General features: G+C 46.4%; 13 protein-coding genes. All 13 read right to left on the bottom strand.

All coding sequences use genetic code 11. The annotated features are described in order from the left end of the window. Nucleotides 1-3: 3 nt before the first annotated feature. The 13 genes from QZL69_RS06580 to QZL69_RS06520 all read right to left on the bottom strand — a co-directional run bounded on the left by QZL69_RS06580 (nucleotide 4) and on the right by QZL69_RS06520 (nucleotide 14,783). A complete protein-coding gene (locus QZL69_RS06580) occupies nucleotides 4-930 on the bottom strand; it encodes an NAD-dependent epimerase/dehydratase family protein (protein ID WP_022214431.1) in 927 nt (308 codons plus the stop codon). 28 nt (nucleotides 931-958) lie between these two features. Continuing rightward, a complete protein-coding gene (locus tag QZL69_RS06575) occupies nucleotides 959-2,806 on the bottom strand; it encodes a thiamine pyrophosphate-binding protein (RefSeq protein ID WP_022214430.1) in 1,848 nt (615 codons plus the stop codon). Nucleotides 2,807-2,811: 5 nt separating this feature from the next. Further along, nucleotides 2,812-4,128: a phenylacetate--CoA ligase family protein gene (locus QZL69_RS06570; protein WP_022214429.1), complete on the bottom strand. Its 1,317-nt coding sequence runs from the start codon at nucleotides 4,126-4,128 to the stop codon at nucleotides 2,812-2,814. Further along, nucleotides 4,115-5,335 (bottom strand): lipopolysaccharide biosynthesis protein, encoded by a 1,221-nt coding sequence (locus QZL69_RS06565; RefSeq protein ID WP_022214428.1) that lies wholly within the window; start codon nucleotides 5,333-5,335, stop codon nucleotides 4,115-4,117. The genes QZL69_RS06570 and QZL69_RS06565 overlap by 14 nt, the downstream gene beginning before the upstream one ends. 19 nt (nucleotides 5,336-5,354) lie before the next feature. Further along, on the bottom strand, nucleotides 5,355-6,683 hold the full coding sequence (locus QZL69_RS06560; RefSeq protein WP_022214427.1) for a phenylacetate--CoA ligase family protein: 1,329 nt from the start codon (nucleotides 6,681-6,683) through the stop codon (nucleotides 5,355-5,357). A gap of 12 nt (nucleotides 6,684-6,695) precedes the next feature. Continuing rightward, entirely contained in the window at nucleotides 6,696-8,033 is a 1,338-nt protein-coding gene (rfbH, locus tag QZL69_RS06555; protein WP_022214426.1) for a lipopolysaccharide biosynthesis protein RfbH, read from the bottom strand. Nucleotides 8,034-8,047: 14 nt separating this feature from the next. Further along, nucleotides 8,048-10,024 (bottom strand): hypothetical protein, encoded by a 1,977-nt coding sequence (locus QZL69_RS06550; RefSeq protein WP_022214425.1) that lies wholly within the window; start codon nucleotides 10,022-10,024, stop codon nucleotides 8,048-8,050. Nucleotides 10,025-10,042: 18 nt separating this feature from the next. Beyond that, complete coding sequence (gene rfbG / locus QZL69_RS06545; protein ID WP_022214424.1) at nucleotides 10,043-11,110, bottom strand: CDP-glucose 4,6-dehydratase; 1,068 nt, start codon at nucleotides 11,108-11,110, stop codon at nucleotides 10,043-10,045. Between the two features lie 365 nt (nucleotides 11,111-11,475). Beyond that, nucleotides 11,476-12,291, bottom strand: a complete 816-nt coding sequence (locus QZL69_RS06540; protein ID WP_022214423.1) for a Cof-type HAD-IIB family hydrolase — start codon at nucleotides 12,289-12,291, stop codon at nucleotides 11,476-11,478. 76 nt (nucleotides 12,292-12,367) lie between these two features. Continuing rightward, entirely contained in the window at nucleotides 12,368-13,315 is a 948-nt protein-coding gene (locus QZL69_RS06535) for a GTP-binding protein (RefSeq protein ID WP_022214422.1), read from the bottom strand. Continuing rightward, nucleotides 13,303-13,911: a GDSL-type esterase/lipase family protein gene (locus tag QZL69_RS06530; protein ID WP_022214421.1), complete on the bottom strand. Its 609-nt coding sequence runs from the start codon at nucleotides 13,909-13,911 to the stop codon at nucleotides 13,303-13,305. Before QZL69_RS06530 ends, QZL69_RS06535 begins: the two co-directional genes overlap by 13 nt. A 33-nt stretch (nucleotides 13,912-13,944) precedes the next feature. Further along, a complete protein-coding gene (locus QZL69_RS06525; RefSeq protein ID WP_022214420.1) occupies nucleotides 13,945-14,223 on the bottom strand; it encodes a DUF1294 domain-containing protein in 279 nt (92 codons plus the stop codon). Nucleotides 14,224-14,249: 26 nt separating this feature from the next. Continuing rightward, a complete protein-coding gene (locus tag QZL69_RS06520) occupies nucleotides 14,250-14,783 on the bottom strand; it encodes a M48 family metallopeptidase (protein WP_022214419.1) in 534 nt (177 codons plus the stop codon). Nucleotides 14,784-14,986 lie beyond the last annotated feature (203 nt).

Raw genomic sequence — 14,986 nt, 5'->3', positions numbered from 1 at the left:
TACCTATACTCCTGTTTCCTGGCTTCTGATCCAGGCGATTGTTTCTCTGATTCCCTCTTCAAATGTATATTCCGGCACAAACCCGGTGTCACGCTGCAGAGATTCCGTATCCGCACAGAGATTCATAACCGCTCCCTGTGGATATGGTCTTGCACCGATTCCTGTTTTCTCTGCCCCGGTGAGTTCTGCCATTTTGAGGATATATTCTTTGAGTGGATGAGCTTCGCCGCTTCCGATACAATATACAGCACCGTCTCTGCCTTTCTCACCGATCAGATAATAAGCTCGTCCCGCATCTTTGCTGTAAAGATAGTCCCAGCGCTGCATTGCCGGAGTGAACTCTGTCGGTTCGCCTCGAAGCATCTTGCGGAGCCCGGAAGCGATCATCGTTGTTTCTTTCTCATAAATTCCGTAAACACTGAAAATCCTCGGCCAGATACATTCCATGCCAAGCTCCTGGCAGAGCATCCCCGCCAGATGACCGGATGCCAACTTGCTCGCTCCATAAGGTGTCGAAGGATTTGTCGGACTGTCCGGTGAAATCTTGTCAATGTTCATTGGTCCATATTCCGCCTGAGAACCAGCCCCAATAAAACGTTTACAGCCAAGTGCATTTGCCGCTCTCACCGCATCCAATGTATAGCTGATATTTCTGCTCTGCAGTTCTGTACTTCTGTTTCGATTCTCACCCGTATTTCCCCAGGCAATATGGTAAAAGGTATCGCAGCCCGCCGGGATCAGCTCTGGAAGGTGATCCAGAGTTTCCAAACTACAGTCTATCAGATGTATCAGACTGCTGTCCGGCAGACGGCTCTGCTTCCCGGAAGAAGACCTTATGACTGCATAGACCTCTACGTTCTGTTTTACACATTCTTCGATCAGAGCCGTACCGATCATGCTGGTGGCTCCTGTCACAATGATTTTTTTCATAATTTTCTCCATATACCGCCGGATATCCTTACTGTCTCATCTTTTCCGGAAGAGGAATGAACATGTTGGATTCCAGCTCTTCCCTGTCAAGGAACGGATACATATCTTCAAGCGGCGCGGACACCATACTTCCATCCGGAAGTTTCTTCGCAGAAGTCTTTGGTTCCGTCTTCTGATATTTCGTCACAAAAACCTCGCAGACAAAAGCTCCCTCTGCATCCAATGCCTCACTGATCGCTGCTTCAAGATCTTCGGATGCATAAACTGCTCTATACGGAAATCCATAAGCAGGCATGATCCTGGAAAGATCCGGAAAACTCAAGTCTCCGCTCTCCTCACCCACACCGACCAGCGGCGGCTTGAAATAGCTCTGCTGTGTCTGACGGATGGAATGATAACCCTGGTTGTTGATCACAAACAGTTTCACCGGCAAACGGTTCTGAAGGATCGTCTGCATCTCCTGAATATTCATCTGCAGACTGCCCTCACCTGTCACACAGACAACAGCTTTGCCTGGCTGTGCGACTGCAATTCCTGTTGCCGCCGGAAGGCAGAATCCCATCGAAGCTGTGTTTGGATTTGTGATAAAGCGCTGTCCTTTTTTGACCTGGAACGCCTGACTTCCTGCCACTCGGGAAGTTCCCACGCTGACCATGAGAGTTTCGTTTTCCTTCATGGCTTTGGAGAGCTCTCCGTAAAAAGCATAGATATTTGTGCATCCTTCTTCCAGTGTTTCATAATGCTTCTCAGTCACAACCGGATACTTTTTTTTCCAGAGGAGACACTGTTTTCTCCAGTCTTCTCCCTTAAACAACGGGTATTCTTTATCTGCACCGCGCTTCTTCGCCTCAGCGAGAAGTCCGCGGATCAGTTCACCTGCATCTCCGACAACCGGAAGGCTGACATGAAGGTTCGGTTTCTTTAATTCATTTTCATCAATATCATTGAGGATCGTATAGCTTTCTCTCGCCCAGTCCTGATACTGGAAACCAGTCTGTGCAAATCCCTGACGGTTTCCAATGGAAAGCAGCACATCACTGTTCTGCAGGGCAAAATTTCCCGGGCGCGTTCCTGTTCCGCCGCTTCTTCCCACGAAGTACGGATGATCGGATTCCAGCGCATCCACACTGCTCATTCCGGTCACGACCGGCACACCAAGTACATCGACCAGTTCATGGAACTCCTCGATCGCGCCTGCAAGACGTACACCATTTCCCGGTGATAATACCGGGCGGTGGCTTTCCTCTATTTTATCAAGGATCTTCTCTATTGTTTCCTGCAGGATCTCCTGTGGTCTCTGTTCCGGATTTTCTGCAGGATCATAAGCTCGGAGACTCTCTGTCTCTATGATCGCGCCCTGCACATCCAGTGGAAGATCCAGCCAGACTGGTCCTGGTCTTCCTGTTGCTGCCATGTAGAGTGCTTTTTCCAGATGATAACGGATGTCTTCCGGATGAATGACCATATGTGCATATTTGGTGATAGAAGCGACTACAGGAACAATATTACACTCCTGAACGCCCATGCTGCGAAGCGGAAGTCCGCTCGCCGGAACTGTCGTGGCATATCTCGCCTGCCCGGAAAAAACAAGCATCGGAATAGAGTCCATCCAGGCGCCCAAGACACCTGTGATCGCATTTGTCGCGCCAGGTCCTGTCGTCACGCAGACAGCTGCCATACGGTTATCCATCCTCGCATACGCTTCTGCTGCCATCGCACACGCCTGCTCATGATGCTGATAAGTGCAGTGCAACTTCGGATGATGTCCAAAAGAATCGTTCATATGCATCGCACCGCCGCCAGTCACGGTAAACACATCCCGGATGCCCCACTGTGCAATACGATCAGCTATATAATCAGATACTTTCTGCTTCATTCTGCCTACTTCCTTCCATCCCATTTGTTTTCACATACCATAAATTTACCGGATGCCTGGATCGGGATCTCATCGACATAAGTAACTTTGATCTCTGCATCTTCCCCGAGATAATGGCGGTATGCTGCCAGAACTTCATCGATATCAAGTTTTTCCTGATCCGCATTCACAAGAAGCTCATAATCCTTCTCGCCCCACTGGATGCATTTTGCCTGGTAAACAATACCCTCAAATTTCAGAAGTGTATTCATAAATACATGGATAGAAAGCGGTTCGCCCTTGGTGTTGTACATCAGAGAACCTCTTCTGCCGTAGATCTCTACATATTTACCATGCACCCTGCCCTTAGGATCCTTATACATTCTCATGATTCCCGTATCACCGGTATCATAGCGGACCATCGGGAAAGTCTTGTTATAATAGTCTGTGACAACGATTCTTCCAAGTTCCCCTTCTTCTGCCGGTTCATCAGAATCCAGTTTCAGGATCTCCGGATAAAAATTGTAAAGATCAATGGTATATTCCGGATCCTCATCCAGCTGGATCGCAATAAAACCATTCTCATTATTTCCATAAGAACGCACCGGAGAAAATCCAAACAGCTCTTTTGTCAGGTCATAAGTTTCCTGTGGAAGCGCCTCTCCCATAGAGAAAACCAGCTCCACATCCCATTTACTGATGTCTCTGTGCGTTTTTCTGAGATACTGTGTCAGTGCTGTCAGTGCACTGGAATATGTGACCAGTACCTGGATCTTCTTTTTCTCGATATCCTGGCAGATTTTTTCCAGAGAATCGTCTCCCATGTTGGAGATATCCACCATGATCAGATTATTTTTGAAAGATTTCCACTTACTGATCGTATTTTTTCCCTTTATCCACGCACGGAACTCGCCGCGCTTCATTCCCATACGGAAACCGTTCAGTTCCATACAGGAGATAAAGTTCATATTTACACGGCTCATCTTGTCGCCATCGCAGAGTACCGTAAACGGTGTTCCTGTAGAACCACTTGTACTCAGACGGTACAGCTTTCCCTGTTCCTCGCTGTTGTCCACAAGGACCTGGTCATAATTTTCTATAAAATCACCTTTGGTCATTACCGGAAAATCCTTAAGTTCTGTCCATTCCGGATGATCTTTATAATAAGGAGAGTGTTCTTTGACATAATCCAGAAGAACATGGATCCTGCGATCCATATATTCCTCTGTCACACCCTCAACGATCTCTCGTTTGTTTACTTCTTTTAATTTTTTGAGCCTGCCGCCTTTTGCAGCGTCGAGAAGATCAAATACCACTCTTCTCAGAACTTCACCTGTCTGCATTGCTGCCTCCTTTATCTTTTCCTGCCTTTACCAGTCCCAGAATGATGACTGCTGCCACTCTGAGGCTGTTCGCCCCAAGGGACGCCCAGGCAAAACCAATCATACCATATGCTCTTGCTGCCAGCACAGAAGTCACCAGCAGAACCGCAAAATGTGCAAGCTGGATCCACAGCTGCCATTTTTCATCTGTAAATGTAAGTACCAGAATAAACAGAAATGCGGAAAATAGCCCAAGGATCTGCACGAGATTTACCACTGTGACAAGCCCTTTGACAGAATCATAGAGGTTTCTGTAGAAAAGCCATACAAACAGCGGCGTTCCCACCTGACATGCAAGAAAGAACACAAGACTCACCCCGCCGCCCGCAAGGACTGCCTTTCCAAACTGTGAACGTGTCAGCAGTTCTTTGCGTTTCGTCAGATAGGAGATCACGATCGTATTGATCGGTGCGATCAGAAGCACCAACGTCTTTCCGATCAGAGACACAACATAATACCAGGTGACCTGCTCATTTCCAAGCACCTGTTTGATCACAAGGCGGTCCATATTCATGGTCGTATTTGTGATCAGATAAGACATTGTAAGGAAAAAACCTCTTCCCAGTGCTGTCGAAAAATACTGGCTTCTCTGAAAGAACTGATGAAAAACACTTCCCGTCAGTCCTACAAACAGAAGAGCCGCGCCCTCTCCGATCAGATAGATCCATACCCACTGACCAGTCACGTAATAAACGCCAAAACCCGCAAGATATCCGAGCCCGATCAGCAGATAATAAATAAAATATCTCTTATAATTCAGGTTAAGACGATATTCCACATCTCCATAATACCGGAATACAGTAAACATAAACAGCAGAAAAGCACCGATTGCCATAGGAATGCTTTCCAGACTGTTCCTCGACATCCAGAGTGCCACGCCGCTGCCGATCGCGCCGAACACAAGAAGGATCCAGTCATAATCGCCGTTCGTTACCGCATAATTCCTGCGTACTACAAGGCGGCTGGTGTTCAGTGCCTGACCGACAGACGGACACACGATCGCGATAAGACCTGTGATATAAAGAAGTCCGCCGAGCTGTTCCGCGCCCATCACTCTGTTCAAGAGCGGTGTGATCACGATCTGCAGCACCGCATTCATAAAGATCAGTCCACCCATGGTGTACAGGGTGTTTACTGCAATACTTTTTTTCTGTTCCTTTTTTTCCAATCTTATTCCTGCCCCTCTGTCAGCCACAGATTCCCTTGTGATCCTGATATTTCTCACAACGGTTTTCTATGTATTTACGCTTTCCGGAGGCGAGCACCGGAATCTCATCTACGATCTCTACTTTGATCCTTGCTTCATCGCCAAGGTATGGGCGGATCCTGCCAAGGATCTCTTCCTGATCCATCTTTGCCGGATCTCCGTTCAACCAGATCGTATAATCCTTCACATCTTCCTGGATGAAACGATACTGCTTCACGCCTTCGATATCCCAGAGATTGTTTGTGATGATGTAAGGTGTCACGGCATTGCCTTTGCAGTCGTAGATCAGATCACTTCTGCGTCCGTAAAGCTCGGACAGATAAAGCTTGAAGCGACCATTCTTTTCCTTGCGGACTGCCACCGCAGTATCTCCATTGTCATAACGGAGGATCGGAAATGCATAATTAAAAAGATCCGTGATCACGATACGTCCCAGCTCTCCCGGTTCCGCAGGCTCATCAGAATCCATCTTGAGGATCTCGTAATAATAGGTTTCTGTATCAATACGGTATCCCTCATCTTTCTCATTCTGAAGTCCCATGATTCCGTTTTCTTCGTTGGAATACCAGGCTCTTACCGGGCAGCCGAACTGTTTTTCCAGAGTTCTGCGGACCGGTTCCGGCATTGTCTCAGAGATCGGGATGATCGCCCGGACGCTGCAATTGCTGCAGTCTTTGCCGGATTTACGGATATAGTCGCTCAGTTCTCCCAGCGCAGAAGAATAACCGACCAGGCATTTTACTTTTTTCTTCTCGATCGTATGGAACATCTCTGCCAGCGCCTGCTCATCCATGCGGGAGCTGTCCATCATGATCATATTTTCCTGGATAAGCTGAAATTTACTCTTTTTGACATTATTTACCCAGACGCGGATAAAGGCTTCCTTCATTCCGATGTAATAGCCCGCCGCAGCTCCCAGGAAAATGCCGCCTGCTGTGTTATGGCGGATCTTATCTCTGTTCTGGATCATGCGGAGCGGAGTTCCCGTGGAACCACTGGTGCACATCACACGGTTATCCGGTGCATCCTTGTATGTGGAAGATATGAAACGGTCATACTGCTGACGGAACGTATCTTTGTTTACCACCGGAAGGTCCTTCAGTGAAATATCTTCCGGATAATCTTTGTAAAAATCTGTTGTTTTTACTGCATGGGCGATCAGATCCTGAATCTTTTTTTCTGTTTCTTCAACAGAACTGCCTTCCTTCCAGGCGTAACGGATCTGGTCATAATATTCCCGGATCTTGCCACCCTTTGTCTTATCCAGCATCCAGAAGCCCATCCAGCGAAGTCTTTCATCTAAAATCATATTTTATTCTCCTCAGTTCAGAGCTTCTTTGATCGCATCTGCCATTGCAGAAAGCATCTCATCTGTCATTCCCGGATAAACACCGATCCAGAAAGTATCTTTCATGATGCGGTCTGTATTTTCAAGGCTTCCGGCAATACGATATCCCTTACCAGTAGCACGCATCTGGTCAAAGCACGGATGTTTTGTCAGGTTTCCGGCAAACAGCATACGCGTCTGAACACCTTTGGATTCAATCTCCTGAACCAGTTTATTTCTGTCCACGCCTTCTTTGCAGGTGATGAGGAAACCAAACCAGCTCGGTCTGGAGTTTTCACACGCTGTCGGAAGAATCAGTTTATCCTCGGTTCCTTTGAGTGCTTCTTTCAGGTAGTTGAAGTTATGGATTCTTCGTTCTACGAAAGACGGGAATTTCTTAAGCTGCGCGCAGCCTACAGCAGCCTGCATATCGGTCGCCTTAAGGTTGTATCCGAAATGAGAATATACATATTTGTGATCATATCCTACCGGAAGTTCTCCATACTGACGGTCAAAACGATGTCCACATAGATTGTCCTGTCCCGGTGCACAGATGCAGTCTCTTCCCCAGTCTCTTAAGGATCTTGCGATCTTATTCAGAAGAGAATTATTGGTATAGACAGCACCGCCCTCGCCCATCGTCATATGATGCGGCGGATAGAAACTGGAAGTTCCGATATCACCGATCGTTCCGGTCAGTTTCTCCTCTCCGTCGATGGTATAAACAGAACCCAGTGCGTCACAGTTATCCTCGATCAGCCAGAGGTTGTGACGGTCGCAGAAGTCTTTGACTGCCTTAAGGTCAAATGGATTTCCAAGAGTATGTGCAAGCATGACTGCCTTGGTCTTTGAAGAATATGCACCCTCCAGAAGCTGCGGATCGATGTTGTACTGCGGGATCGCCACATCAACAAAAACAGGAACAGCTCCGTACTGGATGATCGGTGCTACTGTTGTCGGGAATCCTGCTGCGACAGTGATGACTTCGTCTCCCGGAAGGATCTGACGTTCCTTAAGGAGCGGGGAAGTCAGTGTCATAAATGCGAGCAGGTTCGCAGAAGAACCGGAATTTACAAGGGAACAGTATCTTACTCCCAGGTATTTCGCAAATTCGTGTTCAAATTCACTGGTGTAACGTCCGGCTGTCAGCCAGAATTCCAGAGAACTGTCCACAAGATTTACCATTTCTTCTGAATCATAAACACGGGACGCATATGGAATACGGTCGCCCTTTTCGTATGGTTTTTTGTTATTATGGTATTTTTCGCAGTATTCTTTTGTCAGCTTGAGGATCTCTTCTCTCGCCTGCTGTTCTGTCATTTCTTCAAACATAATTTTCTCCCTTATCATCGTTTTGTAAAGTATCTGAATTCCTCATTATAAAAGGAAAATCTGTTGTTTAATTTATAAGTATCGCAGAACCACTGGTATGTCTCCAGATCATTTCTCTGCCAGATTCCCAGTGAAGATTTATTTGTAAAAACTGCCGGTGCATCCTCTGTTTCAAGCTGTTCTTTCAGTTCTTTCAGAGAATCCGGGCGAACTGCCATGTCGCTGAAGTCCATGGTAAAACACTGTGTGCTCCAGTGGAGCATGCTGTAGACTTCTGCCACATTCAGACCGAATGCATGCGTATTTGCAGGCACAACGGCTGCCACCTGCTGTGCAAAATCTTCAAACTCTGCCGTGTTGTGGAAGTTTTCTTTGATCTGACTGTTCTGTGAAAACTGCAGTACATTTCCCGTTCCCATTGCCAGTACAGAGGCCGCACAGATAAGTCCGATCCCGCCCCGCATAGCTTCATAAAAAGTACTGCGGGCGATATTTTCCCAGCCATTTTTTCTTACAAAATCCATTCCGTACTGGGCAAGATAAGCCGCCAGAAGAACGGCTGAAAGGCTGATACAGTCCAGGTTATGGTAGGATGGACGGTTCATATAATAAACAAGGCATCCCAGTGCACCGACACTGAGAAGAAAGACCAGATCTGTCTCCCAGCGGCGTTTTTCTTTGTCTCCAAACCAGCCTGCGATTCCCATTGCAACGCCAGTCAGAAACAGTGTGATCACTGCCATATATGCACTTGGATACGTTGGCAGATCGAGATGAAGTGTATCTGTCATGTATCCGTCAGAAAGCAGCGGAATCAAAAAGTCTCTCACCGAATTCATCGGACTGTGTTTGGAAAGATTATAAAGATTTACGATCCCATAAGCGCCCGCAAAAGCAAAGATCATGCCTGCACATTGCGCTCCGACAGAAAAAAACAGTTCCCGGATCTTCCATTTTTTTCTGGAAAGCAGTCTTGAAATATAAAGTCCTGCCCATGATACTGTGAGAAGAAGTCCTGTCTCTGTATTCCACAGGATTGCGAGCATACAGAGCAGATATCCACCTGCCGCAGTCCAGAGATTACTCCATTTTTTCTTAAGGATCACTGTTCCATAAAGAAGGAACAGCATAGGAAAGATCACTCTGTGCGGCCACACCTGCCAGTAGTATCCACCGCGCATTCCAAGCACCGGAAATGTCAACGCAAGTGCCGCAAGGATACGCAGAACTCTGCTTCTGACAAGCATCTGCAGCACCAGAAATGCACAGATATAAGCCAGTGTTCCGATGCCTGCGATCATCAGTACAAATGCACGGAAATCACCATGGACCAGTTTCATCGGAATCTTGAAAAACAGCCCGTAATGGCCATAAATACTTGTCACATTGTGTGTATACGGCATTCCCTGATATACATTATAAACAGAGTTAAAATATGCATGTGCATGATAATTATCACCCTGTTCGCCTCTTCCGTAAATGTTCGGCGTATACATGCAGTAAAAGATCAGAACCACAAATGCCGCATAGGTAAGCCAGACGATCCATTCGCCTTTTTTCTCCTTAAGAGAAAGGTTCTCGTACATCCAGAAAAACACTGCAAGCTCTGCCAGAAACAGAAGGATCATCACTGCAAGCGGCTGTGTGTGCCAACCATATTTCATAGAAACTGCTCCTACCTGTTCAGTCTCTCTTGACACGCATACGGTCCAGAATGGAAACTGTGATGCCAGAAGGATCACCAGCGAAGCTTTCTTAAATGCAGTACTTTCCAACAGACCCGGACCATCTGTCCAACATCCGGTCAGTGCCATTACACCAAGGAACAAGATGCAGAACAAAACCAGCGTCATTCCATAGATAAGAATGTTGTTATTTCCAAGTGCACTGATCCGGTCAGAAAGCCCCGGAATCAGAAAACACCCCAGAAAAAAGCATGCTGTCAGAAGCCACGCTGCCAGTCCGCAGACAATTTCCCGATTCTTTTTCATATATTTATTTTTCCTTTTCTATACATTCTGTTTCAGGTATTCCTGGATCTGACGATCTGTAAATGCAGCCATATCCGCTCCGTCAAGCCATGCCTGATACCATTCTACGGTATGGGCGATTGCTTCTTTTACCTGCCAGTGCGGTTTCCATCCGAAGGTACTGCGGATTTTGGAGCAGTCAAGTTTCAGGAAGTTCGCCTCGTGAGGACCTCCCTGATAGAGATTCTCCCAGGCAGCCTCGTCACCCCAGGATGCGCAGAAAAGATCTGCCAGTTCGCCTGTTGTGATACAGTCGTCATCGCCAGGTCCTACATTGTAAGCTCCTGCTTTTGATGCATCTTCGTACTGGCTTCCGGCGAGCATCAGGTATGCGCCCAGCGGCTCCAGTACATGCTGGTATGGGCGGGTGGAATGTGGATTCCGAACGGCAATCTTCCGTCCCTTTGAAACTGCTCTTACGCAGTCCGGAACAATACGATCTGCCGCAAAATCACCACCACCGATCACATTGCCGGCACGTGCTGTGGACACTGCGATCCCGAGCTCATTGAGAAAAGATTTCTCATAGCTGTGCGTTACCAATTCGGAGCAGGATTTGCTGTTAGAATACGGATCATAACCGTCCAGTTCATCTGTTTCGCGGTAGCCCCACTCCCACTCATTATTTCGGTATACCTTATCTGTCGTCACGTTCAGGAAAGATTTTACGCTCCTGCACTGTCTCACTGCTTCCAGAATGTTGACCGTTCCCATGACATTTGTCTCATACGTATAAACAGGATTTTTGTAGGATTCTCTCACGATCGGCTGTGCCGCCAGATGCAGTACGATCTCCGGCTGTGCCTCTGCAAAAACCTGATGCAGTTTCTCCAAGTCGCGGATATCTCCTGTGACAGAACGCATCCTGGATTCTATATCCAGAAGATGAAACAGATCCGGTTCTGTCGGTGATTCCAGCGCATAGCCTGTAACCTCTGCTCCCAGGTTCAGAAGCCAACGGCAGAGCCAGGAGCCCTTGAAACCAGTGTGTCCGGTTACAAGAACTTTCTTTCCTTTATAAAAGTTAAAATCAAATGTATTACTCATCTATTTCTCCTTTTGCTCAAGCATAATGCCTGCAATTCAGGCATAGATAAAGTTACTGTTCACTCCATTTACAGTAACTTGGTCAAAATGCATTCCACATCACCTTCGGTGATAGCATTTTGCCCCGTATGTCTCGGGATTTTGCCATATTTATGGCAAAACACCTCGCGGAATATTACCTGTGAACAGTAATTAAACAATTTTATTATACTCGCATTCATTTGTAAAGTCACTTGTTTTTGCCGGATTTCCGATATATCCCTTTAGAGAATAAATAATTCCTGTTCACAGTAACGATAAATATTAAAAAGGTCCCCGGAACATTCCTGTTCAGAAGACCTTTGTGGAATTTATGGTAATCTTATTTACAGAATAAATTTACGGATGATCTCGGCAACTCCGTCGTGATTGTTGTCGTGCTCCGTCACATAATCGCCGTATTCCTGGATTCCCGGAAATGCGTTGCACATTACTGCGCCAACATGGGCTGCCTGAAGCATTTCGATATCATTCTGTGCATCTCCTGCAGATACGGAATTCTCGATCGGGATTCCCAGATGATCGCACATCCAGCGAACTGCTTCCCCCTTGGAGACAGCCTTTGGCACGATCTCAAGATAAGTTGCATTTGAGAAAAAGCTTCTCACGGTATCGGAATATTTAGAAAGAACTTCTTTCTGGAATGCTTCACTTTTGCTTCTGTCATTGTCAATTGCCAGAAGTTTATATGGATCCTGAATAATTGCATCCTTTGCGTTTTTTACGATTTTATATGGTAAGTTCTGTACTTTCGCGTATTGCTGAAGCAGTTCATTGTTCTCTACCGTCAGAATCGCTTCATCTGAATATGCCTGCATATACAGATTTCTTTCTACTGCTTTCTCAAAAATCTCAACTGCTGTATCCTGTGAAAAAGTTACACCATGAATTGTTTCTCTGTGGTAAGGATCGTAAATCTGTCCGCCGTTAAAAGCGATTACATAACAGCCCTCTCCTGTCAGTCCGACGCGTTCTGCAATCTGCAGTCCGCTGGCAAGAGCACGTCCTGTTGTCACAACGATCTTGTGTCCTTTTGCCAGTGCCTCGTCCACTGCTGCCCTGTTTCCCGGGGTGATCTCCTTCTTGTCATTCAACAAAGTTCCATCCAGGTCTGTGAATAAAATCCTGGTATCAACTGCCATCTTTTCTCTTCCTCCATCTGTATATATTTGCCCTTTATATCCAAATATATAATATCTTCCTTCGTCTTCGCAAGAGTTACTTTTTATCTGGTTCCAGATATTTTCTGATTTCTTCTTCCTCCAGATGTTCCCCGATCACGATGATAACTTTCTGTCCAGCTTCGATCGGACGCAGGGTGATCTCGTGATGTGTGGCATTCAATTCTGTCCACGATCCATCTGTTTCCTGTGTAAATCCCTTGATACGAAAAACAGAGCCACAGGCAGGATCTTCCATAATTTTCTGCGCTGCTTCGCGCAGATCTTCTTTTGAGATTTCCAGATCCATGAAATACTTAGACTGAAAAACATCGTCATCATCCAGGTTCATTTTCTCGTAATCTTCAGCAATGTATCCGCTGTTCATGATGCGCTCAAAATCTTCATTTTCAAACTGTTCCCAGTCTTTTTTTATGATCTCATCTTCCTTCAGTCTTCGCTTGCAGTGTACCGTTTCCAGTGCGCGGTTCAGGTGATCGATCGTGTTCTGGATCGTTTCTCCAGAAGCCTCCTGTGTCTTGCTGAGAACAATACAGCCTGCATCTGCGACCTCAGAAGCCAGGATATAATCTGCCTCCTCTGACATTTTTTTATCCAGTCCCACATCAACAACAGCGATCACATTTCCGATCTGATACCAGCGATCCAACGGTTCTTCGTGCAGTGCATCAAAAAACTCATCCATATCAAAAATCCCTGACGGCTCGATCAGAACGCGGTCATATCCGCACATTCCCATCGCGATCAGCTTGGTCTTGAAACGTCTTCTGTGGCAGTCTTTGTCGCATCCTCCGGCTACCATTTCAAGCTCACACTGTTCGCTTTCCAGCTCCCGAAGCAGCATCATATCTACATTTACCGCGCCGAAATCATTCTCCAGAATTCCGATATTGTAACCCTGATCCATCAGATAACGGGCATATTTTTTTATGAAAGTTGTCTTTCCTGATCCGAGAAATCCTGTGATCAGATCTACTTTAACCATGTAATTTCCTCCTGTATGTTCTGTGCAAATATATGATGTCCTTTTTCTGAAAAATGTACTCCATCGTATACGACTGGGATGTCCCATTTACCAGCGTCCGTAAAGCCGATCCCCAGGCGTTCTGCGACTTTTTTGTATTCTTCGCCAAGTTGTCTTGATTCCTGATACAGCCGTTCTTCATCTACCCAGGCACCGTATTCCATCCGGGCTGGTGCAATCAAATAGAGTGTGATCTTTCCACTGGAAACCGCCGGTTCTGCCATGAGTTTTTTCAGAAAAGTCTCCATTCTCTGTGCCGTATCTTTCGCTGTAAACTGCTGTTCCTGCAGAAGATCGTTCGTTCCAAGCATGATCCACATCCATACGGGAGCATCCTTATCCTGCCAGTCCTTTAACTGTTCGCAGGCAAAACGGATCTGGCTTCCTGTGTGCGGAATACACCTTCCACAGATGCCGTGATTCTCGATCTTCCACTTCGTTTCGCTCTCCAGGATACCTGTCCAGCGGTTTTGTTCTGGATACTGGTCCCCCATCAATGTACACGGATCATAGCCGTATGTATTGGAATCTCCATAACAGATGATCGTTCCTGCCATCGTTTTTCCTCCGTTTCTATCCACAGTTTCTGTTCATTTAACTCCTGCCATAAGCCATGCGAGCAGTCCATATTCTACAACAAGGATCAGAGGTACTCCTACAGAAAATTTCTTCTTTCTTGTCTTATGATGAAAGGTTTTCATTCCTGCCCACGCACCAAAACCTCCACCCAGAAGCGCAACCCCGATCAGAGTACTTTCCGGGATTCTCCATGCCCCACGTTTGGCTTTTTCCTTGTCAATTCCATACATCATGAATGCCACTATATTTATCGTTATCAGATACCAGCTGAAATATTTCATTAAATCCATATGTTTCGTTTCCTCCCTGTACTATTTTATATGAACTGTCCTCCCAGTTCTTTCAGTCTCTGCTTCCGCTCCTGATAATCCGGCATTTCCTGCTCCACAATCGCCCAGAACTTCGAAGAATGGTTCATCTCTTTTCGGTGTGCCAGTTCATGAACCACCACATAGTCCAGAATCTCCGGCGGCATCAGGACCAGTCTCCAGTTAAAGTTCAGATTTCCGGCCGAACTGCAGCTTCCCCACCGGGTTTTCTGCTCTCGGATCGTGATTCTGCCATAGTTTACTCCCATCCGTGCCGCAAAATATGCCGTTCTTTCCGGGAATATTTTAAGGGCTTTCTGAACACCGTCTCTTCGTTCTTCATCTGTGATCACATGACGAGTCTCCCGGTAATCTTCAAGCTTTTTCTGCTGCTTCAGGATCCAGTCTTCGTGATCTTTTACAAATCTGACAACCCTGTATTTCGCCAGTCGCTGCGGCGCACGCACGATCACTCTGCCATCTGGTTTTACCTGCAAAGATATGGTTTTACGGTCTGAACGGATCAGTTCATATGTTATCATATCTATCGTTTTACCCTCCGTAATACAAAAAAAGTTCCACAGTATCATCATTTTCACCGTAATGATACCATGAAACTTATTTTGCGTAAAGAACAGCGGCGCGGATTGCGAATATCCGCTTTGCTACCTGCTCATAACCAAATAACTGCTCCGCAGTTTATTTGGGTGACATGCTCCCACCACTTAAATCTTTGATTTTGAAG

Source organism: Blautia sp. CAG:237 (assembly GCF_000436615.1).
GTDB lineage: Bacteria > Bacillota > Clostridia > Lachnospirales > Lachnospiraceae > Blautia_A > Blautia_A intestinihominis.
This window is presented reverse-complemented; position numbering and strand designations above follow the sequence as displayed.

Excerpts from the sequence above, each read along its gene's own strand:
- rfbH (WP_022214426.1), bottom strand. The coding sequence starts at position 8,033 with ATGTTTGAAGAAATGACAGAACAGCAGGCGAGAGAAGAGATCCTCAAG.
- QZL69_RS06570 (WP_022214429.1), bottom strand. The coding sequence starts at position 4,128 with ATGCAGACAGGTGAAGTTCTGAGAAGAGTGGTATTTGATCTTCTCGAC.
- QZL69_RS06525 (WP_022214420.1), bottom strand. The coding sequence starts at position 14,223 with ATGGATTTAATGAAATATTTCAGCTGGTATCTGATAACGATAAATATA.
- QZL69_RS06540 (WP_022214423.1), bottom strand. The coding sequence starts at position 12,291 with ATGGCAGTTGATACCAGGATTTTATTCACAGACCTGGATGGAACTTTG.
- QZL69_RS06560 (WP_022214427.1), bottom strand. The coding sequence starts at position 6,683 with ATGATTTTAGATGAAAGACTTCGCTGGATGGGCTTCTGGATGCTGGAT.
- QZL69_RS06580 (WP_022214431.1), bottom strand. The coding sequence starts at position 930 with ATGAAAAAAATCATTGTGACAGGAGCCACCAGCATGATCGGTACGGCT.
- QZL69_RS06575 (WP_022214430.1), bottom strand. The coding sequence starts at position 2,806 with ATGAAGCAGAAAGTATCTGATTATATAGCTGATCGTATTGCACAGTGG.
- rfbG (WP_022214424.1), bottom strand. The coding sequence starts at position 11,110 with ATGAGTAATACATTTGATTTTAACTTTTATAAAGGAAAGAAAGTTCTT.
- QZL69_RS06530 (WP_022214421.1), bottom strand. The coding sequence starts at position 13,911 with ATGGCAGGAACGATCATCTGTTATGGAGATTCCAATACATACGGCTAT.
- QZL69_RS06535 (WP_022214422.1), bottom strand. The coding sequence starts at position 13,315 with ATGGTTAAAGTAGATCTGATCACAGGATTTCTCGGATCAGGAAAGACA.
- QZL69_RS06550 (WP_022214425.1), bottom strand. The coding sequence starts at position 10,024 with ATGAAAAAGAATCGGGAAATTGTCTGCGGACTGGCAGCGTGGCTTCTG.
- QZL69_RS06520 (WP_022214419.1), bottom strand. The coding sequence starts at position 14,783 with ATGATAACATATGAACTGATCCGTTCAGACCGTAAAACCATATCTTTG.